This is a genomic window from Streptomyces sp. NPDC048644 (assembly GCF_043199105.1).
In the GTDB taxonomy this organism is placed as follows: Bacteria; Actinomycetota; Actinomycetes; order Streptomycetales; family Streptomycetaceae; genus Streptomyces.
Map to the genome: position 1 here is coordinate 153,416 of NZ_JBICVO010000013.1, position 20,811 is coordinate 174,226.

The window sequence follows — 20,811 nt, forward strand, 5'->3', positions numbered from 1 at the left end:
CCTCGGGATTCTGGCGGGGAATTGGGCTTCATGCCAGACTGGGATCATGCCTCGATTAGCTCTTCGCGTGTTGGCGGCGGTAGTGGGCACGCTGACACTGGTGGCAGGCTGCGGCGGCGATGGCGGATCGGGCGCAGGCCGGCGTCCGGCCGGTGCGCATGTGACGATCGGAGTACCTGCCGATGCCCCGACGATCTCGGATGCGGTGTCCTTGGCTCGGCCCGGTGACCTGGTGCTGGTCGCGCCGGGCGTGTACCACGAGTCGGTGAAGGTCGACACGGCGCGCGTCACTCTTCGCGGTCTGTCCCGGGACAAGGTCGTCATCGACGGGCGGTTGCAGCAGCCGAACGGCGTCGTCGTCTCGGCGCCCGGGGTGGCCGTGGAGAACCTGACCGTGGAGAACAACACGCAGAACGGGGTCCTGGTCACCGGTTCGGCGAAGGCGGCCGCCGGCCTGCCGGGGGGAAGCGGCGGCTACGACACCGGCGACGAGCCCGTCACCTTCCTGAAGTCGTTCCTGGTCTCCCACGTGACCGCGACCCGCAACGGTCTGTACGGCATCTACGCGTTCTCCGCCCGGAACGGCGTCATCGAGCACTCGTACGCGTCGGGCGGCGCCGACTCGGGGATCTATGTCGGCCAGTGCAAGCCCTGCCACATCGTGGTGCGGCACAACGTCGCCGAACTCAACGCGGTCGGTTACGAAGGCACCAACGCCAGCGAGGACATGTACGTGGTCGGCAACCGCCTGGTCGGCAACCGGGTCGGACTCACCACCAACTCCGACCACCAGGAGAAACTGCTCCCGCAGAAGGGCTCCGTCATCGCGGGCAACCTGATCGCCGCCAACCAGCAGACGGCCACCCCGGAGCAGGCCGACGGCGGGTGGGGCATCGGCGTCGGCATCGACGGTGGCAGCGACAACCGGTTCATCCGCAACCGCATCGCCGGCAACCACAACGCCGGGCTGATGATCACCGCGACCACCGACATACCTCCGGTCGGCAACCAGATCGTGGACAACACGTTCACCGGCAACGGCGTCGACGTCGGCTGGACGTTCCCCACCGCTACCCGGGGACGGGGCAACTGCCTGCGGGGCAACGATCTGCGCACCACCGTGCCCGCCCGGCTCGCGACCACTGCGGCCTGTCCGCTTCCGGCCGGGGCGTCCTCGCCTGTCGGCACGTGGGCGGCGCCGACGGCACCCGGTGGCATCCCGTTCACCGAGGTCGCGGCGCCTGCCCCGCAGCCGCAGTTCCCCGACGCCGCCACCGCGGGCGCCACCGCTGTCCCGTCCGTCCCGGCCCTGCCGGAGACGGAGGACATCAGGCTGCCGCCGGTGTCCCTGCTCGCCGCGAACGCGCGGGTACAGATGTCCTGAACAGCGGCTACCGGGTCGGGGTGGTTCCGGGTACCGGCTTGACCGGAACGTACTTGTGGGTGTCGAAGTCGATGACTACCGGCTCCGGCTGCGAACCCACGCTGACGCGGACCCGGTACATGGTGCCGTCGGAGCCGATCCAGTAGCGCACGTTGCCCGCCGTACCGGAGCGGTCAGGGGATGACGGTCCGGTCATGACGTCCACCCGATGCCCGTCCACCTGATCCCGTCCCAGCCAGGCGGCGCCGTTCTGCGGCAGCAGTTCGGCGTTGTCCGGCCGGTCGCCGCCGAGACCGAGCGCGATGGACAGGGAGGTGTCCAGCGAACTGCCGGACGACAGCAGCGGACGGTCGTACCAGCCCGAGCGGGGCGGCGACGCGGGTGCGTGCGCCGGGGCGTCCGTCATCGGGCGGACATGCACCGCGGTGGGCGTCCACTGGATCAGCCCGTCGCTTGACGTGTCACGCCCGGTGCCGTGCACCACGCCGTAACCGACCTTGCGCCGATAGTCGACGGACCCGGTGACGGTCAGCCCGCCGGCAGTGCCCGGCACGGTGAACGTCACCGCGCGGCCCTGCGCCTGGTAGTTACGGAATCGCGTGATCGCCAGCCGGCTCGCCTCATCCGTCGTCAGCGGGCGCGGACCGCCGGCGTCGGCGCCGCCGTCGGCGACCAGGAACGCGGCCACCGCGGCCACCGCGACGGCCGCGATGCCGATGAAGGCCGCGGCCCGGCGCGACCGCGGCCAGCGGCGCCGGTCAGCCGGACGACCCGGTGGGGCTTGCCGGATTCTCACGCTCCGCACGTGGTTCGACGCTGACACTCTCCGATTCATCCTTTCGATCACCACACCGTCCGGCCGCCGCGGGCTCGCGGCGGCACTCGGCAGTCCGGTGGCAGACCACGCCGAGGCAAGGCCCTCGTGGATTGGCCGAGACGTGATGTGCCCGTCCGCGCCGTCCGGATCGCGGACGGGCACATCACCGTTGTGCGGTTCGTTCAGAGTTGCCGGGCGCGACGGTTCCGGGTCACGAACGCGATGACCAGGCCCGCACTCACCAGCAGACCGACGAGGCCGATCATCTCCGCCAGCCCGTGCGTACCGGTGTCCGCCAGCGAACCCCTGCCTCCACCGGCCGGGGCCGGGTGGTTGGCAGGCGGCGCGGGTGACGGCGGTGTGGAGGCCGCGGGCGGCGTCGGCGTTGGTGTCGGTGTGGGAGTCGGCGTCGGGGTCGGGGTCGGGGTTTCCTTCGGGATGTACACCCCGGCGTCGATCGTGTGATCGACCCCGCCCGGCTTGTCCGGCGCCGTGACAGGCGCGTAGCCGTTGCACAACGGTCCGGTGGTCGGCGGGGTCACATTGGAGTCGTGCCCACGGTTGGCACCGGCCCGCGGGAGCGTGAACCTCAGCTCGCGCGCCGGGGGCTGCTCGGGCACCTGGCCGGTGTCCGCGGTGCACACGTCGAACTGCACCGTGTACTTCGCGCCCGGCGTGAGCTCGTACGCGGCGCCGACACCACCGAAGTAGTACTCGCCGGCGGCATTGGTCCTGGTCGTGGCGACCTGTTTGCCGTCCGCGTCCAGCAGGTTGATCGTCGCCCCCGGCAGCAGCACATGCCCCGGGTCCTGAATCCCGTTGTGGTCGCCGTCGAACCACACGACGTTGCCGATCTGGATCGGCGCGTTCGCCGCCGCGTACGCGATGTCACCGAGCCCGCCGGCCTTGCCGAACCCGCCTTGTGCCTGGCTGACGAACTGGAACCCGTTGGCGGTCGGGTTGTTGCCCGGGCCCTGACCGGTCGTGATGTCGTGGTACCCGGTCCCTGAGGTCGCGACGTTGACGACCGGGTCGAACTCCGTGCTGACGACCCACTGTTGCTGCGGGATATAGGCCACCGACCCCAGCGCGGTTTCCTGGTGCGCGTTGGCGTAAGAGTCGCCCGGGAAGTATTCGACGACATCGGCGGCCTGGCCGCCATTGTTGGCGGGGGTGGCGTGGTTGGGGCAGCTCCCGGTGCCTTCCCACTGGTATTCACCGGTGGGAGTGGCGCAGACCATGCTGATGTCACCACCGGACATGCCGTTTTCCGCCGTGTCGTTCCCCAGGCGGGGGTCCAGCCCTCCCCAACTGAGCACGTCCATGAACCGGTCGCGGAAACCCAGGATCATCGAGCCGTCGCGGGCGAAGGCGAGGGAGGCCAGCTCCGGCTGCGGATCGATGAAGACGCTGCCCGTATTCCGGTCGTCCCACGTGTCCAGGCTGGTGTTCCACGGGTTCCAGTGGGTGGCCTTGTCGCCGGAACCGAAGACGCTGCCGCGTTTGTCCGTGAGCGGGTGGCTCAGCACCGTGGTGAACCGCTTGCCGTCGTAGGTGGAGACGAAGGCTTTCAGGTCCGCGCGCTGCTGCGTGCTCTCCGCGCTGCACACACCGCCGACGTACAGCGTGTTGTTGTGGACCTGGAGACCGAACGGCCGCCAGTCGTCGGGGCTCGCGCACCCCGGGTCCGGGATCGGGACCGTCGACTTGGGCGCCGCGGCGGTGGCCCCTGTCGCGTCGAAGCTCACCAGGCTGCGGGTCCGCAGGTTCACCGCGTACAGCGTGGAGCCGTCCTCCGACAGGGCCAGGCCACCGATGCTCTCCTTGCCCGGCGCGTCGGTGAACCCGGGATCCTTGATCATGTTGGCGGTGTCGTGCCGCGTCACCGTGGCGTCCGGCACCCGCGCGAACAGCTCCGGCGCACCCGAGCCGTTGACCGGCACCGTGTGGATCGCGCCCCCGCCCTGCGGCCCGTACGGGGCGTACCGGCGGGCGAACGCGCTCTGGAACAGCCGGGTCCGGTACTTGTCGTACGCCAACCCGAACGTCGTGCCCACCTGGTCCTGCGTGGCCAGTGTGGTCGGGCACGCCACATCGGTGGGACACGTGCCCCGGGTCTTCGTCCCGAACGCCACCAACGCCCGGTTGTCGGTCCCGTTGGCGCCGTTGTGGATCGGCACGAAGTACCGCGAGTCCGGCAGTGCGTAGTCGGCCGGATCCCACACCCCCGTCACCACCGAGGCGTTCTTTCCGCCCGACACATCCACGTACGACGTGAAGCTGTCGAAGTGGTCCCCCGCCGTCGACGCAGGCGCTGCCTGCAGATGGCCGCTGTACGGCGCCGGGACGCTGACGTCGACGCGGTACTGGCCGCCGCTCAGCACGGTCGACCGCGACACCACGACCTTTCCGGTGGCATCCGTGACGCCGGTGACTAGGTGCCCAGCGGGGTCGGAGATCTCCACCTTCATGCCTCGCTGTGGCACGTCCATCGTCGCGTTGATCACGCCGGTGCCGAAGAAGTCGCGCAGCACCTCAACCGTCAGCGTGCCGTCGGCGGTTGAAGCGGCAGCCGGTCCAGTCGTCGCTCCCACGGCGCCGCCTGCCAGCAATAGAACAGATAACGCGATGCGCGCCGGCGGCTCCACAAGCCTCCGGGCTGACCGGCGCGAGTCTCTGCCGAGTCGGTTCATGGCATCACACTCCACACTTCTCTTGTCGTGAAAATGAAGCACTCGCTTCTCGCTACACGTCCACTTCGTGCCCCAGGCGCGAACGTCACGGAAGGGAAATGGGCCCACTACTGTTGCGTGGGCCGCGTTGTGGTAATCATGTGAGGGAATTGGTGGGTGAGTTGAAAGCGCCGCAGGCCAGGAAAAGTAAACGCACGTTCATGAACTCGGGCGGGACCGCCCTGAATTGCGTGTTTTTGCAGCTCAATCACGGTGCTTCGCCCCCACCCCCACCTCACCGACCGCCATCGCGAGCAGCGCGCGATATCCTATCCCCTGGAGTCTCGCCGTCACCAGCAGAACTCCTCGGATCCATCGGGATCCGCGATATTCTCCGAGCGCTCAGAGAATGGCAACCGGAAGAATGTGCGACGGTGAAGTGATGGCCAAACCTGGTCCCTTCGGGTCCGTGCCGTCCGGATGACGTGCCTGGGACGTGCTCGTCACACAGGGGCATCGCGTAGTCGAGATTGGTCCGGTTCGCTTGCTGCACGATTGACGTGGCGTGATACCTGGTATGCGGATCCGGAAAGCGGCCCGCGCACCCGGCTCGCCCGTGTCCTGGCCGACCGGGCGTACCTGTCCCGGGAGACCTGTTGAAGCAGGCCAGCAGCGTCGCCACCCACCCGCTACGACAAACTCGCTGTCCGGATCACGCCCTTGCCGGCGAGGGCCTCGGCGATTCGGTGGGAGTCGCCGGTCGTGGTGACGAGGTGGGAGAGGGGGATTGTCTTGCTCGCGCTGGGCGCTGAGGTCTACGGCTTCCCGGTCGCCGAAGTCGATGCCCTGTGAGAGGGGTGCTACGTCGGTCGATTCCCGCTGACGCTGGGCTGGTGGTCTCGTCCGTGAGGGCGCTCCTTGGCGGGCGCACTCAGGACACCAGGGAATCGCGGAGCTTCACCGCGGCATCCAACTCCGTTGCCCTGCCGGGCGCCGGTGTCCGTCGCCGGCAGTGTCGTGTGCGACGTCCAAGGAAGAACCGTCGGTTCAGCGGACCTGGTCGCTCTGCGGCCCGATGCCTTTGAACCTGGTCGGAGTTCCGTCCGGGGTGAACGAGTGGTGGAAGGTGAAGGCGTGCGGCGCGGCGCCGTGGTCGTGGAGGTGCTCCAGCCGGGAAACCCCGTCCTGCCAGGTGGGTATCAGGCCGTCGGAGACCCACCAGAACACGTAATTTGGGTGTTCTGTCCTCTCGAACCAGTCGTAACGCCTGTTCAGCGCCTCTCGGTGCTGACCGGTGTAGATGGCGTCGAAGGCGGGGCGCAGGCCGGTCCAGAGCGAGAGGGTCGCGGCCAGGGCGGTGGTTTCCACCGTACGGCCCTTGCCGTACCAGGTCGGTACGGCGAACTCTCCCCATGCACCCCAGTCCGCGTCGAAGTGTGAGCCCCGGTCACCGTCTGCCGCTTCGGCACGCGCGAGGTATCCGGGGTGCTGACTGATCTTCCGGTAGACGGCCTCACCTCTGTCGTAGAACTCGCGCGTGAGAGGTGCGGGATCGGCGAGAGGTGACTTCAGGACGCCGAATGTGTACAGCGCAAGATGAGACATGCTTCTCTCCCTGGTTGGGGGTGCCTGGTGTGACCCGGTTCGGTGGCTTACGCATGGGGGCGAGGATTCGTGGGGCGTGACCAACTCGCCCTGTCGCGGGTGGCTCAGCCGGAAGGAACTCCTGTGCGACCGTGGGTGATCGCCGAAGACCAGGTGAAGGTAGCTGCCTCTGCGGGCCATGTCGAAGTTGCGTTTTCCCTGTCCAAGTGGCTTCCTGCACCGGTCATTTACGGGGGCTGGGGCGGGGCAGGCCGCGGCTACCAGTGATCCACTTCGGCCGATCGGGTCGCCTGCCGTGCCCGTCCGCGCCCCCTGTCCGGTAGCCCCGAGTGCCGCCGAGCGCGTGCGGTTGAAGAAGATGGCCTACGGCCACAAGACCGAGCACCGACTGTGGGTGCGTGCCACAGGTGGTGCCGCACGCCGCGCGTGGACGCTCCAACGCGTGCGTCGCCCGGGAGACGGGGCCGCATGGGGACACCGTGCGCCGCCGGCGTGGCCGGTCCGCCCCCCGGTCCACGCCGTCGGGCAGGTGCAGGGGGCTCCCGGTCGGCGTGACCTGCCGTCACTGCCCCGTCCCGCGCCCCGGTGCCGGAAGTGGGGCGGAGCTGGATTTGTCACCGTTCTGCAACAGGGGTGAACCAGGCCGCAGGACGTTCCGTACTGCCCGGTGTGCGCGTGTGCCTCGCAGGCCACGCACTCCACGGATACGGACAGAACGACGAAAGGAACGGCCATGGCCGCCGGAAACATCAAGATCAGCCCCGACGAGATGCGGGAGGCCTCCACCTGGCTGCAGAACCAGAAGGAAATGATGCAGCAGAGCCTCCAGGAGGCCAACACCAAGATGGAGGAATTGGTCGAGGCGGCTTACGCGACCCCGGGCTCCGAGACGAAGTTCCGCCCGTACTGGGAGGAGTACAAGAGCGGCACCCAGGAGGCGATCGAGGGCCTGCAGGGCGTCAGCCAGTTCATCCAGCAGGTCGCCGACGCGTTCGTCGACACGACGTCCAGTCGTCCGGCGTCATCGGCTGACTTCTTGACCACGGCCGGGTTCCGCGGTGCTCGGGCGCCGCGGAACCCGGCCGGTGAGAGGAGGGGAGGAACGTCATGTCGCGCATTCACATCCCGGTGGAAGAACTCGTCAAAACCATCGACGTGTTGAAGGAGATCCGCGGCCGGATCGACGAGACCGCGAAGTCGGACAAGGTCGGTTCGGCGGACGATGTGGGCGACTCCGGTCTGATCGCGGGCGTCAACAACTTCGACGAGGCATGGTCGGCCGGCCAGGAACGGGTCCAGGACAACGTGGACACGTTCAACAAGGCCACGCAGGGCATCGTCGACAACTTCACCGACACGGACAACGAGTCTGCAAAGGCGCTGGTTGAACTCGCATGAGACACAGGACGGCACCGCGCAGCCGCGGCTGCTGCCATCCGACGAGCGGCCGTCGGGCGCTCCGGCGCGCTACACACTGAGATACCCGTCGAGTTGGGCGCACCTCGACCTCGACCCGAACACCAGGGACGTCGCGATCCGGCGCCGCATCGAGGAGCAGGCGAGGGGGACGCAGGCCAAGCGCGAGCACGTGGACTCGCTCATCAGGCAGACGCGCAAAAGCGCCCGCGAAGCCTACGCCCAAGGCGCCCTGCAGGTCGGCTGCATGATCCAGTTCCTTGATGACGGCAGCACACTGCATGCCACGGCCATGGTGCTGCGGACCCGTATTCCCGAGGGCGAGTCGACGGATCTGACGTACCTCATGCTCGCCGGGGTGTGCAGAACAGCCGCACCTCGGTGGGGAGAGTAGAGCGCCGGCAGGCCGGCGCCCGCGCGGGCGGACTCGCGCCCCGCACTCTCCGGCGATCTGGTGCGCCGGGCTCACCGGCCCCGGCTTGACGCTCGGCGCTGTGGCGAGGACGCCGGACGGACGGCGGCCTGACGCGGCGTTAGGTCCTGTCTTCGCCGCGTGCCGCGTGCCGCGTGCTGGGTGCCGGGTGCCGGGTGCCGGGTGCCGGTCAGCCGGGCTCGGCCAGCGTGATCCGGGCGGTGTGCCTTTGAGACCTGGACGGTCGGGGTCCTCGCCCAGCGCGAGGATCAACTGCCGGTGGATACCGGCGACGAGGGGACATCGACCCGCGCCCGCGAGGCGGGGGCGGCTGACCACGATGCTGCGCTGGCGCGCGGCCATACGTCGTGCACCGGCTGGCGCCTACCGAGCGGTTACTGAACGCGGCGATTTTTGGATTCGTCGGTTGTCCCGAAAACCCTTGAAATTGCCCCATCCCAGGTCAATGGCGAGCATCTACGTGCTGGTCAGTAGCTGCACCTGGCGTGCGTTGCCGCCGCATTGTCGAGCAGCCTGGAATTCGTGCGCAGCCGCACACTCGGCACCAAACCCTGACACTTGTAACGCCGTCAACAGCGACTAATTTGCGCCATCCCAGGTCTGCGGGCCGCGCATTATTGCAGTTCATCGTTCTGCGCAGGTCGTCGATCCGGAATTTTTGCGCCAAAGCGCCAATACTCAGGCGCCCACATTTTGTGCTGTGTCAAAGTGTTTTATCCGACGTTCTGCCAGCGCCGCGAGAAGGACGGCGCGTCATTAGTGCAGGCCGAACAACAGGGGAGTCGAGAGAGTTGAAACTAATGAAGCTGGGTACGGCCGCCGGCGCGGTCACTGCGGCTGTCGCGATCGGTCTGGCCGGAGCGGCTCCGGCGTTCGCCAGTGTAAGTTTCACGACCACGGACAGCCATAAAGGCGGCAGGGCATACTGAGAATCATCGGGCGACAAACTGCGGGTGTTGGACCAGAAGTCTGACGGTTATTCCGCCTGGGCAGGTATCTACACGGCGAATGGGAAGTTCATCAGCTCGGTCAAGGCTGGCGGGAAGGGCAAGCTCAGGACGGAGAATCTGAACCTGAAGGAAGGCAGAAAGGTGATCATAAAGGTGTGTCTCGTCAAAGGAGTGGTAAGAAAAAGCACTGCGCGAAGCGCACCAACCGTACGTAAAAGCCGATCCCGCTCAACATTTCAGTGGTGGGCTAAAGGCCGTTGGCCACCTGCCACCCGCACGGAGGCCCCGCCGGTGCTCGCGGCGGCGGGGCCCCGGTCGGTGCCCGCGCGTACCACCTCCATTGGCTCTCGCCCACTAACGAAGGGTCCTGCAGAGGCATCTCAGGGCGGCAACCGAGGAACAAGCTCAACGGCCGGTGGCGAGCATCCAGATCCCGGCGGCCGTGGACAGGCTGCCGACCGCGAGAAGAGACGCGACGTCCCCAAACCGTCTCCGGATGAGGTCGATTCGCGCGGTCTCCGGGGCGTCGGGAAGGTAGCGCACCGGAACCCGACCTCCCACGGGGAGGCCCTTGACTCCGGATGACCCGGACTGAAACGCGTGCCGACTGCCCTGCGCATCAACGAATTCGACCACCGCGAAGTAAACAGGGCTGCCGTCTCCGTCACTTCTACTCATGTGGTGGCGGATCACCAGGCCCCTGGAGCGGATCCCTTCGCGTTGGAGGCGGTGCTGGATCACGGCCTCACGGGTGCCGAACCCGAGGACGGTGAGACCTGCTAGCAGCGACAGGGCAACCCACATCATTGCCTCCCCTTCCGTGCCTCACGCGACTCGTCCGGCATCTCCCGTCGGAGGAGTGGACGCTGCACCGAGTGGATGCGGTTCCCGGTGGACAGTCAGGTAGGCCGCTCAGGAGTTCCGTATCCCGCCTATTCGTCTCACCGTCCAGGTCTGTCCCAGGGAGGCCCGTCTGCCGACTCCCGCTCTCCGATCTGCCCGCCCGGAGGGCTGAAGAGCCCCATCAAGAAGTATCCACCGGTGGAAGTATTCGCTGGCGGACGTGGAATTTCCCTGGGAGCGGCCTTGGCAGGACAGGCCGACGAAGAAATTCCCGCTGCTGCTAACCACGTGGTTCGGTAACGCCATCGCGGTGAATACGTGGAGCACCAACACGTGGAAGCCTGCCCTGGCCAAGGCTGGACTTATTCCGCAGCGTCCCGTGGGGGTGAAGCCCCGGCAGTGGGCGGCATCACCCAAGGACGGCTTTTACGTGCTGCGGGACACCTGCGCTTCGATCCTGCTGGAGGCGGGCGGGTCCGTGGTCACGTTGGCCCAGTGGCTCGGACACTCGTCGTCAATGATTACGCTCGGTTACTGCGCGCACTTCATGCCGGAGGCCGGGAGCTGGGGGCGCACCGCGATCGACGGAATGTTCGGGGGAGCGGGAGAGCCGGGCGCCGGCCGAAACTCCCCAGGTTCTCCCCAGGGTTGATTGCGGAGCTTCTCGGGTCGCACGTGCCTGACGTCACACCTTCGATGTTCAGGCTACTGGGCCGTATAACCTGGGGAAATGCTGACCGAAGTCATCGCGACCCGCTACGTCACGCCGTTGCGTGAAGGCGGATCGCTACCGGGGATCGTCGAGGCCGACGATCTCGGTACGTACGTCATGAAATTCACCGGTGCGGGGCAGGGGCGCAAGACCCTGATCGCCGAGATCATCTGCGGGGAACTGGCCCGGCGGCTGGGGCTGCGGGTGCCCGAGTTGGCCTTGATGCAGCTCGACCCGGTGATCGGCCTGGGGGAGCCGGACCAGGAGGTCCAGGAGCTGCTGAAGGCCAGTGGAGGGCTGAACCTGGGGATGGACTACCTCCCCGGGTCGCTCGGTTTTGACCCGCTCGCCTTCGAGGTCGGGTCGCGTGAGGCGGGCCGCGTGGTGTGGTTCGACGCCCTGATCAACAACGTCGACCGGTCCTGGCGTAACCCCAACCTCCTGGTCTGGCACGGAAAGCTGTGGCTGATCGACCACGGTGCCACCATGATCTGGCACCACAACTGGCCCGGCGCGGAGAAGGCGTCCGCCAAGCCCTACGACGCCACGGATCACGTGCTGGCCACCTTCGATCCCGATATCGCGCTGGCCGCCGACGAGTTCGTGCCGCAGATCTCCGAGGAACTGCTGGCCGAGATCGCGGCCGACGTGCCCGATGAGTGGCTGGTCGACGAGCCCGGCTTCGGGTCGGCCGACGAGCTGCGGAGTGCGTACGTCCGCACGCTGCTGGTCCGCGCGGCGGTGATCAGCGACCGCATCACCATTGGCGAACGCACCCCGGACAAGCCCTCCAGGGCGCCGGAGTGGCTGGCGGGCAAGCCGCCGCGGAGGGCAGTGAAGTGAGCGGTCTGCACAACGGGCGCGACGTGTTCGAGTACGCGCTCCTGAAGGTCGTCCCCCGGGTCGAGCGCGGCGAGATGATCAATGCGGGGGTGGTCGTGTACTGCCACGCCCGGCGCTTCGTGGAGGCGCGCACGCATCTGGACGAGGCCAGGCTGCTGTGCCTGGACCGGGCCGCTGACGTCGAGGGGGTGCGGGCGGCACTGAGCGCGGTCGAAGGCATCTGCCACGGTGGCGAGTGCGCGGGCCAGGCGGCGCAGGACGACGCCGGGCGGCGCTTCCGCTGGCTGATCGCGCCGCGCAGCACCGTGGTCCAGCCGGGCCCCGTCCACACCGGCCTGACCACCGATCCGGCCGTCGAGGCCGAACGGCTGCTGGAACTGCTGGTGCGCTGACGGGGGTGGCCGGGCGGCGCTGCGCAGGGGTCCTGGAGGGCCGGCGCGGCGCCGCCCGGCCGTTTTCGGCTCGTTGCCGTGCGCATCGGGCCACCTTCCGCCGTCCTGCGCAGGTGAGGTGGGCAACGCCGCGGCGGTGGGCGTTGACAGCGGGTGGCCGGGCTTCTAGCGTCAGCCCTGCTGAAGCGACTAAGCGGTTGCTCACCTTCGGGAACGGTGCGGCAGCCGCTGGTCGCGGCGTTCGAGGTTTCGAGGGTAGGGAGAACCCGCATGTCCACCACCGAGCAGCGCGTCGCCATCGTGACGGGCGCGGCCCGCGGCATCGGCGCGGCCACCGCCGTCCGTCTGGCCGCCGAGGGCCGCGCCGTCGCCGTACTCGACCTCGACGAGGCGGCCTGCAAGGACACGGTCGAGACGATCACCGCGGCCGGTGGCAGGGCCATCGCCGTCGGCGCCGACGTCTCCGACGCGGCGCAGGTGGAGGCGGCGGTCGCGCGGGTGGCCGCCGAACTGGGCGCACCGACCGTGCTCGTGAACAACGCGGGGGTGCTCCGCGACAACCTGCTGTTCAAGATGAGCGAAACCGACTGGGACACGGTCATGAACGTGCACCTGCGGGGCGCGTTCCTGATGTCGCGGGCCTGCCAGAAGCACATGGTGGACGCCAAGTTCGGCCGGATCGTCAACCTGTCGTCCAGCTCGGCGCTCGGCAACCGCGGACAGGTCAACTACTCGGCGGCCAAGGCCGGTCTTCAGGGCTTCACCAAGACCCTCGCCATCGAGCTCGGCAAGTTCGGCGTCACCGCGAACGCCGTCGCTCCCGGCTTCATCGTCACCGACATGACCGCGGCGACCGCGGAGCGCGTCGGCATGGGCTTCGAGGACTTCCAGGCCGCAGCCGCCACCCAGATCCCGGTGCAGCGCGTCGGCCGCCCCGAGGACATCGCGAACGCCATCGCCTTCTTCACCGGTGAGGCGGCCGGTTTTGTCTCCGGCCAGGTCATGTACGTCGCCGGCGGCCCGCTCAACTGACCGCCCCACCGACCCAGGAGAACAGCACATGACCGAGCAGCACAGCGCGCTCCCCGAGCCCTCAGGCAAGGTGGCGCTGGTCACCGGTGCGAGCCGCGGCATCGGCTACGGCATCGCCGAGGCACTGGTGGCCCGCGGTGACCGGGTCGTCATCACCGGCCGCAACGAGGACGCGCTCAAGGAGGCCGTCGAGCGGCTCGGCGCCGACCGGGTGATCGGCGTCGCGGGCAAGGCACACGACGAGGCCCATCAGGCCGTCGCCGTCGAGCGGACGATGGAGACCTTCGGCCGCGTCGACTACCTCGTCAACAACGCAGGGACGAACCCGGTGTTCGGCCCGATCGCCGACCTCGACCTGGCCGTCGCCCGCAAGGTGTACGAGACCAACGTCATCTCGGCGCTCGGCTTCGCGCAGCGCACCTGGCACGCCTGGCAGAAGGACAACGGCGGCGCGATCGTCAACATCGCCTCGATCGCCGGCGTCAACGCCTCGCCCTTCATCGGCGCCTACGGCATGAGCAAGGCCGCGCTGGTCAACCTCTCGATGCAGCTCGCGCACGAATTCGCGCCCGTCGCCCGCGTCAACTCCATCGCGCCCGCGGTGATCAAGACCAAGTTCGCGGCGGCGCTCTACGAGAACCGTGAGGAGGAGGCGGCGGCCGGGTACCCGATGGCACGGCTCGGCGTCCCCGAGGACATCGGCGGGGCCGCAGCCTTCCTGCTGTCCGACGCCGCCGGCTGGATCACCGGCCAGACGCTGGTCGTCGACGGCGGTCTGTTCCTCAACGCCGGGGTCTGACGACCGGGCGCCCGGTCTTCCCGGCACGGGTGGGGCGGCGGTCCGCAGAGGCCGCCGCCCCACCCGTTCCTGCGTTGTCAGTGGTCGCCGGTAAGTTCTGTACACGAGAACGGAACGCACACCGGAGGTTGTTACGTGGTGACCGACATGCTGCCCGAGTCCTGGCGCGGCGCCCTCGGCGAGGAGCTGGAAAAGCCCTACGTCAAGGAGCTGACCGACTTCGTGGAGCAGGAGCGGGCGGGCGGTCCGGTCTACCCGCCCCGCGAGGAAGTCTTCGCGGCGCTGGAGGCGACGCCGTACGACCAGGTGAAGGTGCTCATCCTCGGCCAGGACCCGTACCACGGCGCCGGCCAGGGGCACGGCCTCTGCTTCTCCGTGCGGCCCGGCGTCAAGACCCCGCCCTCGCTGCGCAACATCTACAAGGAGATGAAGGAGGAGCTGGGCCACCCGGTGCCGGACAACGGCTATCTGATGCCCTGGGCCCAGCAGGGCGTGCTGCTGCTGAACGCCGTACTCACCGTCCGCGAAGGCGAGGCGAACTCGCACAAGGGCAAGGGCTGGGAGAAGGTCACGGACGCGGTGATCCGTGCCGTGGCGGCCCGCCCCGACCCGGCGGTCTTCGTGCTGTGGGGAAACTACGCGAAGAAGAAGCTGCCGCTGATCGACGAGCAGCGGCACGCGGTGGTGCAGGGCGCGCATCCCTCCCCGCTGTCGGCGAAGAAGTTCTTCGGCTCCCGCCCGTTCACCCAGATCAACGAAGCGGTCGCGGCCCAGGGCCACACCCCGATCGACTGGCGGATCCCCGACATCGGCTGAGTCGGGCCCGTCCCCGCGCCGTCCCGCACACCGCGCGGCGGCGTCACCCGGCGGTTAGCGTCGGGAGGCACAAGCGGCGGACCGACGCGGGAGTGAGCGGTGACGGAGCAGCAGCGGGAGGAGACATCCGATGACGGGGTGCTGACCCGGATCGGCCAGGCGATCATGCTGCACCGGGCCGGTGACAGGGAAGAGGCACGCAACCGCCTGCACGCGCTGTGGCACGAGCTCGGTCCGTACGGCAACGCCTTCCACCGCTGCACCCTCGCGCACTACATGGCCGACACCCAGGACGACCCGGAGGACGAACTCGACTGGGATGTGCGGGCGTTGGAGGTCGCCGAAGGCTTCCTCACCCAGCGGCCCGAAGCGGACACCGGCACGCGGGGCGGGGGACAGGTCGCCGACGGCCGCGGCCCGCGCCACCCCGTCATCGCCCTGCGCGCCTTCTTCCCGGTGCTGCACCTCAATCTCGCGGCCGACTACGTCGCACTCGACCGCCCGGCCGACGCCCGTGCCCAGCTGCTGCGGGCGCGGGTGTGGGCCGATGCCCTGACTGACGGCGCGTACCGGCGCGGTTTCCGCGCCGAGATCGAGCACTTGGAGGGCCGCATCGGCGCCGCCCCGGGACGGCCGTCGTAGCCTGACCCGCTGTCCGTGCCGCCTTACCCGCCGTAGGTCTGACGGCAGATCCGGTTCGCGGCGCCGCCCTGCTGCCAGTGGCCGTACGTCCGGCCCAGCGCGCAAGGATCCGCACCGGCCGGCAACCCGCCGAGCCGCGGTGCGCGGGTGGGTGCCGGCCGGGCCGCCCCGCCGCCCTGATGCACCGGACCGTTTCCGCCGGGCGCGGGCACGAACCGTCCGTGGCCGTGCGAGGTGGCCTCGCCGGGCATGCCGCGGTCCCGCGCGCCGTGGCCGTGGCCGGGCGGCTTCCGGCGGTCCTTCGCTCCGGGACGGTCCGGTGGCGGTCCGGGCTTCCGCGGCCCGCTCCGTTCCCCGGCCGGCGTGGGCAGGCCCGAGCCGGTCGGTTCCACGGAGGGCGGGGGCGGCGCGGCACGGCGCGGACCGTCGGGAGCCGGGCGGGGCGCGACGGTCATGCAGCCGGTGGCGGTCGCCACGACCACCACCGCCAGAACAGTCATTACGGGCAAACGGTGCACCCCGCCACTCTCCTGGCCGCAGGCGCGCGGGGGAAGTCCCCGCAGGGGTGATCGGCGAGGCGGCAAGGCGACGCGAGGCACGGGAGCGGTGCAGAGGTCCGCTCGGGGTGCGTCCGTGCCGTGGGGCTGCCCGTGCGCTCCGCCGGCCGTGCACGGCATCGCGTTCAGCGGTTCCGTGCCCTGCGCGGCCTGGACGCATCGCCGACCGGCGACCGTCCGCCACCCCCCGCCCCGTAAACTTCCGGCACACGCGGCGCTGCGACCGATGCGGGCCGCGGCACTACCCCGGGAGAACGCGTGAAGGTCGGCTGCATCGGGCTCGGCGACATCGCCCAGAAGGCATACCTGCCCGTGCTGGGAGCGCAGCCCGGCGTGGAACTGCACCTGCAGACCCGCACCCCGGCCACCCTCCAGCGGGTCGGCGACACCCACCGGCTGCCCGGCGGGCAGCGCCACACGGACCTGGAATCGCTGCTGGCCACAGGGCTCGACGCGGCCTTCGTGCACGCGCCGACCGCCGCCCACCCGGAGATCGTCGGACGGCTGATCGAGGCCGGGGTACCCACCTACGTCGACAAGCCGGTCTCCTACGAATACGCGGAATCCGAGCGCCTCGTCCATCTCGCCGAGGACCGCGGTGTCGGCCTGGCCGTCGGCTTCAACCGCCGCTTCGCGCCCGGTTACGCCCAGTGCCGCGAGCACCCGCGCGAGCTGATCCTGATGCAGAAGAACCGCGTCGGCCTCCCGGAGGACCCCCGCACCCTGGTGCTGGACGACTTCATTCACGTCATCGACACCCTTCGCTTCCTGGCACCCGGCGAGTTCGATCATGTCGATGTGCGCGCCAGGATCAGGGACGGGCTGATGGAGCACGTCGTCCTGACGCTCTCCGGCGACGGCTTCACGGCCATCGGCACCATGAACCGGCTCAGCGGCTCAGCCGAGGAGATCCTCGACGTCTCGGGTCAGGACGCCAGGCGCCAGGTCGTCAACCTCGCCGAGGTCATCGACCACAAGGGGCAGCCGTCGGTGCGGCGGCGCGGTGACTGGGTGCCGGTCGCCCGCCAGCGTGGCATCGAGCAGATCGTGCTGTCCTTCCTCGACGACGTCAGGGCCGGTGTGCGGCCATCGGCGCTGGACGCGCTGCGCACCCACGAACTGTGCGAACGGGTCGTCACCGACGCGCTCGCCCAGTCCGGCTGACGCGGCGCAGCGCGGCGGTCGCGCCCCACAGGCCGAGCGCCGCCAGCGCGCCGTATACGGGCCAGTCGCCGAGCCGGGTGTAGGGGCTGGTGCCTTCGGCGAGCGGCAGGTCGTAGACGGCGGCGGCGCTGCGGTCGGTGCCCAGCCGCTCGCCGACCTGCTCGCCGCGCGGGCCGTACACCGCGCTGACGCCGGTGAGCGTGGCGTGCACCATCGGCCGCCAGGTCTCGGCGGCCCGCAGTGCGGCCAGTGACGCGTGCTGCGCGGGCGCCCAACTATCCTGGAATGTCGCGGTCGATGACTGCGCGACCAGCACCCGCGCGCCGTCGGCCGCCAGATGCCGGCTCATGTCGGGGAACGCCGTCTCGAAGCACACCAGCGGCCCGATGCGCAGCCCGTCAGCGGTGGCGACCGGCATCACCACCTGGTGGGTGCCGCGCCTGCGGTCGACGGCCGCCGCATCGCCGACCCGGGTCGCCCAGCCCAGCAGCGGCCGGAACGGGATGACCTCGCCGAACGGCACCAGCCGCATCTTGGCGTAGCGCTGACCTGTCGGCCCGTGCGGCCCGACCAGCACGGCGCTCTTGTAGATCCCGGGCTGCCCGGCGTGGCGCGCGTCGACGTTCACCAGCAGGTCGGCGCCGGTCTCGCGGGAGAGCGCGGCCAGCCGGGCGGCGAGCCGCGGGTGGTCGGCCGGATCCCGGGTGAGGCTGCTCTCGCCCCAGACGACGAGCCGCACGCCACGGCCCGCCATGGCGCGGGTCAGCGACTCGCTGCGGGCCAGCCGTCCGTCGGGCCCGCCGTCGGTGCCGGGCTGGACGACCGCGACCCGTACCGTGCCGTCGCTGCGGGGGACCGGGGCGCCGTACCAGGCGGCGGTGCCGGCCAGCGCGCAGACCAGCAGGCCCACGACGGCCGGCAGCCGGGCGCGCTCCACCGCGATCAGCTGCGCGAGCGCGGTGTTCACCGCCACGAGCAGCAGGCTCAGCAGCCACACCCCGCCGATCGAGGCGAGCCGCAGCGCGGGCGGCACTTGCCACTGGCTCGCGCCGAGCAGTCCCCACGGGCCGCCCAACGTCTCCCAGGACCGGACCAGTTCGATCAGCAGCCAGCCGGACGGCACCAGGACCAGCGCCGCCGCACACCGGCCCGCCCGCGGGGTGCCACCGAGCAGCGCGCGCACCAGCAGCCCCCACGGCGCCCACAGCGCACCGAGCAGGGCGGCCAGGACGAGGATGAAGACGTGCAGGTTCGGCAGCAGCCAGTGATGGACCGCCAGCATGAAGCCGGTGCCGCCGAACCAGCCCTCCAGGGCCGCGCGTCGGGCCGTCGGCGCCGTCCTGATCAACAGCAGCCAGGGGACGACGGCGATGTAGGCGAGCCACCACCAGGACGGTGCGGGGAAGGCGAGCGCCGGGAGGGCCCCGCAGCACAGCGCGGCCAGGCTCCGCCGCCAGCGGGAGCCGATCCGCCACGTCCGCTGAACACCGGGTGTGCGCATACCGCCTCCCCTTCGGCAGAGCCTGCAGGTCCGGCCTATTTTCACGGCTGACGGCCAGTGTGCGCGCGTCGGGCGGTGACCGACAGGGGGCGGACCCGGCGAAGATCGCGCGGGCTGCGGACGGCGGACCGCCACGCAGCGGCGCCGGTGGGGCACCGCCGCGTGGCGGAGGTTCGGTCCCGGGGGCCGTCAGCGCACCAGCGCGGCTTCCCCGGCGGGCTCGTGGCCGGTCTCAGGGGCGGCGTCCCGGTCGGCGTCGGGGCCGCCGGGCGCGTCGGCGAACTGGGTCCGGTACAGCTCGGCGTAGCGCCCGTCGGCCGCCAGCAGCGCGTCGTGCGTCCCGCGTTCGACGATCCGGCCCGCCTCGACGACCAGGATGAGGTCGGCGGCCCGTACGGTCGACAGCCGGTGGGCGATGACCACGGCGGTGCGGCCCTCCAGGGCCTCGGTGAGGGCTTCCTGGACCGCGGCTTCGGAGGTGTTGTCCAGGTGGGCGGTGGCCTCGTCGAGGATCACCACCCGGGGGTGTGCCAGCAGCAGCCGGGCGATGGTCAGCCGCTGCCGTTCGCCGCCGGAGAGGCGGTAGCCGCGTTCGCCGACGACGGTGTCGAGGCCGTCGGCCAGCGAGCCGATCAGGTCGGCCAGCCGGGCGCGGCGCAGGGCGCTCCACAGCTCGTCCTCGGTCGCGCCCGGCTTGGCGAGCAGCAGGTTCGCGCGGATCGAGTCGTGGAAGAGGTGTCCGTCCTGGGTGACCATGCCGAGCGCGTCGCGCAGCGAGGCGGCGGTCAGGTCGCGGACGTCCACCCCGGACAGCCGGACCGCGCCCGCGTCGGCGTCGTACAGCCGCGGCAGCAGTTGCGCGATGGTCGACTTGCCGGCGCCCGACGAGCCGACGAGTGCCACCATCTGACCCGGTTCGGCGCGGAAGGACACGTCGTGCAGGACCTGTTCGCCGCCCCGGGTGTCGAGGGTGGCGACCTCTTCCAGGGAGGCCAGGGACACCTTGTCGGCCGACGGGTAGCCGAAGCGTACGGAGTCGAACTCGACCGCAACCGGGCCTTCGGGCACCGTCCTGGCATCCGGCTTCTCGGAGATCAGCGGCTTGAGGTCCAGGACCTCGAAGACCCGCTCGAAGCTGACCAGCGCGCTCATGACCTCGACGTGGGCGCCGGACAGCGCGGTCAGCGGGGCGTAGAGCCGGGTGAGCAGCAGGGCCAGGGAGACGATCGCGCCGGGTTCGAGCTGGCCGTGCAGGGCCAGGAATCCGCCGAGTCCGTAGACGACGGCCAGGGCCAGTGCGGAGACCAGGGTCAGCGCGGTGACGAAGTACGTCTGCACCATCGCGGAGCGCACGCCGATGTCGCGCACCCGGCCGGCCCGTGCGGCGAACTCGGCGGACTCGCGGGCCGGGCGGCCCATCAGCTTGACGAGGGTGGCGCCCGGCGCGGAGAACCGCTCGGTCATCTGGGTGCCCATCGCGGCGTTGTGGTCGGCGCCCTCACGGCGCAGAGCGGCCAGCCGGCGGCCGACACGGCGGGCCGGCAGCACGAACAGCGGCAGCAGCACCAGCGTGATCAGGGTGACCTGCCAGGACAGGCCGAGCATCACGACGAGGGTGAGCAGCAGCGTCACGATGTTGCTGACGACCCCGGAGAGGGTGTCGCTGAATGCCCGCTGGGCGCCCAGCACATCGTTGTTGAGGCGGCTGACCAGAGCGCCGGTGCGGGTTCTCGTGAAGAACGCGACCGGCATCTGCTGGACGTGGTCGTAGACGGTGGTACGCAGGTCCAGGATCAGTCCCTCGCCGATGCTCGCCGACAGCCAGCGGGTGAGCAGTCCCAGGCCCGCCTCGGCGACCGCGATCAGCGCGATGAGACCGGACAGGACCAGCACGGTGCGGGCGGCGTCACCGTGCACGATGGCGTCCACGACCCGTCCGGCGAGCAGTGGGGTGGCCACCGCGAGCGCCGCGGTGGCCGTGCTCAGCAGGAGGAACCACAGCAGCCTGCGCCGGTGCGGGCGGGCGAAGGCCGCGATCCGCCGCAGCGTGGTGCGGGAGAAGGAGCGCTTGCCCTGCTGCGCGGTCACTGTGCTGTGCAGCGAATGCCAGGCGGTGACTTCCATGTCCATCGCGGTCTCCAAGGGGCTCGGTTCGTCAAGGGATCGCCGTGCGAACCGGCGACTGAACAGGAACCTAGGACCTCAATCAAACTTGAGGTCAAGGGATTCCTCG

The 20,811-nt window shown here is 69.9% G+C and carries 19 protein-coding genes; 12 read left to right on the forward strand and 7 right to left on the reverse strand.

Annotation, left to right across the window (positions count from 1 at the left end; translation table 11 throughout):
• The first annotated feature begins 46 nt into the window (after window positions 1-46).
• Window positions 47-1,384 (forward strand): right-handed parallel beta-helix repeat-containing protein, encoded by a 1,338-nt coding sequence (locus tag ACGFNI_RS26660; protein WP_393687183.1) that lies wholly within the window; start codon window positions 47-49, stop codon window positions 1,382-1,384.
• Window positions 1,385-1,391: 7 nt separating this feature from the next.
• Here ACGFNI_RS26660 and ACGFNI_RS26665 read toward each other — a convergent pair whose 3' ends face one another.
• The 3 genes from ACGFNI_RS26665 to ACGFNI_RS26675 all read right to left on the reverse strand — a co-directional run bounded on the left by ACGFNI_RS26665 (window position 1,392) and on the right by ACGFNI_RS26675 (window position 6,478).
• Window positions 1,392-2,072: a hypothetical protein gene (locus ACGFNI_RS26665; RefSeq protein WP_393687243.1), complete on the reverse strand. Its 681-nt coding sequence runs from the start codon at window positions 2,070-2,072 to the stop codon at window positions 1,392-1,394.
• A gap of 311 nt (window positions 2,073-2,383) precedes the next feature.
• Window positions 2,384-4,795 (reverse strand): SdrD B-like domain-containing protein, encoded by a 2,412-nt coding sequence (locus ACGFNI_RS26670; RefSeq protein WP_393687184.1) that lies wholly within the window; start codon window positions 4,793-4,795, stop codon window positions 2,384-2,386.
• 1,125 nt (window positions 4,796-5,920) lie between these two features.
• Window positions 5,921-6,478, reverse strand: coding sequence for a DUF3291 domain-containing protein (locus ACGFNI_RS26675; RefSeq protein ID WP_393687185.1), 558 nt, complete (start codon window positions 6,476-6,478; stop codon window positions 5,921-5,923).
• A 733-nt stretch (window positions 6,479-7,211) separates the two neighbouring features.
• Between ACGFNI_RS26675 and ACGFNI_RS26680 the strand changes: the two genes are divergently transcribed.
• Genes ACGFNI_RS26680 through ACGFNI_RS26690 form a run of 3 tightly spaced genes read left to right on the forward strand, consistent with a single transcriptional unit; the run spans window position 7,212 to window position 8,288 of the window.
• Window positions 7,212-7,640, forward strand: coding sequence for a WXG100 family type VII secretion target (locus ACGFNI_RS26680; RefSeq protein WP_393687186.1), 429 nt, complete (start codon window positions 7,212-7,214; stop codon window positions 7,638-7,640).
• Window positions 7,586-7,876 carry a hypothetical protein gene (locus tag ACGFNI_RS26685; protein ID WP_393687187.1) on the forward strand — a complete coding sequence of 97 codons (291 nt, stop codon included), beginning with the start codon at window positions 7,586-7,588 and terminating at the stop codon, window positions 7,874-7,876. The genes ACGFNI_RS26680 and ACGFNI_RS26685 overlap by 55 nt, the downstream gene beginning before the upstream one ends.
• Complete coding sequence (locus ACGFNI_RS26690; protein WP_393687188.1) at window positions 7,863-8,288, forward strand: hypothetical protein; 426 nt, start codon at window positions 7,863-7,865, stop codon at window positions 8,286-8,288. Before ACGFNI_RS26685 ends, ACGFNI_RS26690 begins: the two co-directional genes overlap by 14 nt.
• A gap of 1,394 nt (window positions 8,289-9,682) precedes the next feature.
• Here the strand turns inward: ACGFNI_RS26690 and ACGFNI_RS26695 are convergent.
• Window positions 9,683-10,084, reverse strand: a complete 402-nt coding sequence (locus ACGFNI_RS26695) for a DUF3592 domain-containing protein (RefSeq protein ID WP_393687189.1) — start codon at window positions 10,082-10,084, stop codon at window positions 9,683-9,685.
• A gap of 256 nt (window positions 10,085-10,340) precedes the next feature.
• On the opposite strand from ACGFNI_RS26695, the gene ACGFNI_RS26700 reads away from it, so the two are divergent.
• From ACGFNI_RS26700 to ACGFNI_RS26730, 7 genes are all read left to right on the forward strand, one after another.
• Complete coding sequence (locus ACGFNI_RS26700) at window positions 10,341-10,772, forward strand: hypothetical protein (protein ID WP_393687190.1); 432 nt, start codon at window positions 10,341-10,343, stop codon at window positions 10,770-10,772.
• A 78-nt stretch (window positions 10,773-10,850) separates the two neighbouring features.
• A complete protein-coding gene (locus ACGFNI_RS26705; RefSeq protein WP_393687191.1) occupies window positions 10,851-11,675 on the forward strand; it encodes a HipA family kinase in 825 nt (274 codons plus the stop codon).
• Entirely contained in the window at window positions 11,672-12,067 is a 396-nt protein-coding gene (locus tag ACGFNI_RS26710) for a DUF3037 domain-containing protein (RefSeq protein WP_393687192.1), read from the forward strand. Before ACGFNI_RS26705 ends, ACGFNI_RS26710 begins: the two co-directional genes overlap by 4 nt.
• A 270-nt stretch (window positions 12,068-12,337) precedes the next feature.
• Complete coding sequence (gene fabG / locus ACGFNI_RS26715) at window positions 12,338-13,099, forward strand: 3-oxoacyl-ACP reductase FabG (protein ID WP_393687193.1); 762 nt, start codon at window positions 12,338-12,340, stop codon at window positions 13,097-13,099.
• A 28-nt stretch (window positions 13,100-13,127) separates the two neighbouring features.
• On the forward strand, window positions 13,128-13,898 hold the full coding sequence (locus ACGFNI_RS26720; protein ID WP_393687194.1) for an SDR family oxidoreductase: 771 nt from the start codon (window positions 13,128-13,130) through the stop codon (window positions 13,896-13,898).
• A gap of 147 nt (window positions 13,899-14,045) precedes the next feature.
• Complete coding sequence (locus ACGFNI_RS26725; RefSeq protein ID WP_393687244.1) at window positions 14,046-14,714, forward strand: uracil-DNA glycosylase; 669 nt, start codon at window positions 14,046-14,048, stop codon at window positions 14,712-14,714.
• A 99-nt stretch (window positions 14,715-14,813) separates the two neighbouring features.
• Complete coding sequence (locus ACGFNI_RS26730; protein ID WP_393687195.1) at window positions 14,814-15,356, forward strand: hypothetical protein; 543 nt, start codon at window positions 14,814-14,816, stop codon at window positions 15,354-15,356.
• A 23-nt stretch (window positions 15,357-15,379) separates the two neighbouring features.
• Here the strand turns inward: ACGFNI_RS26730 and ACGFNI_RS26735 are convergent, their stop codons facing one another.
• A complete protein-coding gene (locus ACGFNI_RS26735; protein ID WP_393687196.1) occupies window positions 15,380-15,856 on the reverse strand; it encodes a hypothetical protein in 477 nt (158 codons plus the stop codon).
• Between the two features lie 315 nt (window positions 15,857-16,171).
• Here ACGFNI_RS26735 and ACGFNI_RS26740 point away from each other — a divergent pair, with 315 nt between their 5' ends.
• Window positions 16,172-17,077: a Gfo/Idh/MocA family protein gene (locus ACGFNI_RS26740; protein ID WP_393687197.1), complete on the forward strand. Its 906-nt coding sequence runs from the start codon at window positions 16,172-16,174 to the stop codon at window positions 17,075-17,077.
• On the opposite strand, the gene lnt is transcribed toward ACGFNI_RS26740, so the two are convergent.
• Together lnt and ACGFNI_RS26750 are read right to left on the reverse strand one after the other, a co-directional pair.
• On the reverse strand, window positions 17,049-18,578 hold the full coding sequence (gene lnt / locus ACGFNI_RS26745) for an apolipoprotein N-acyltransferase (RefSeq protein ID WP_393687198.1): 1,530 nt from the start codon (window positions 18,576-18,578) through the stop codon (window positions 17,049-17,051). The genes ACGFNI_RS26740 and lnt overlap by 29 nt on opposite strands.
• Before the next feature lie 189 nt (window positions 18,579-18,767).
• A complete protein-coding gene (locus ACGFNI_RS26750; RefSeq protein WP_393687199.1) occupies window positions 18,768-20,708 on the reverse strand; it encodes an ABC transporter ATP-binding protein in 1,941 nt (646 codons plus the stop codon).
• Between the last annotated feature and the right edge of the window lie 103 nt (window positions 20,709-20,811).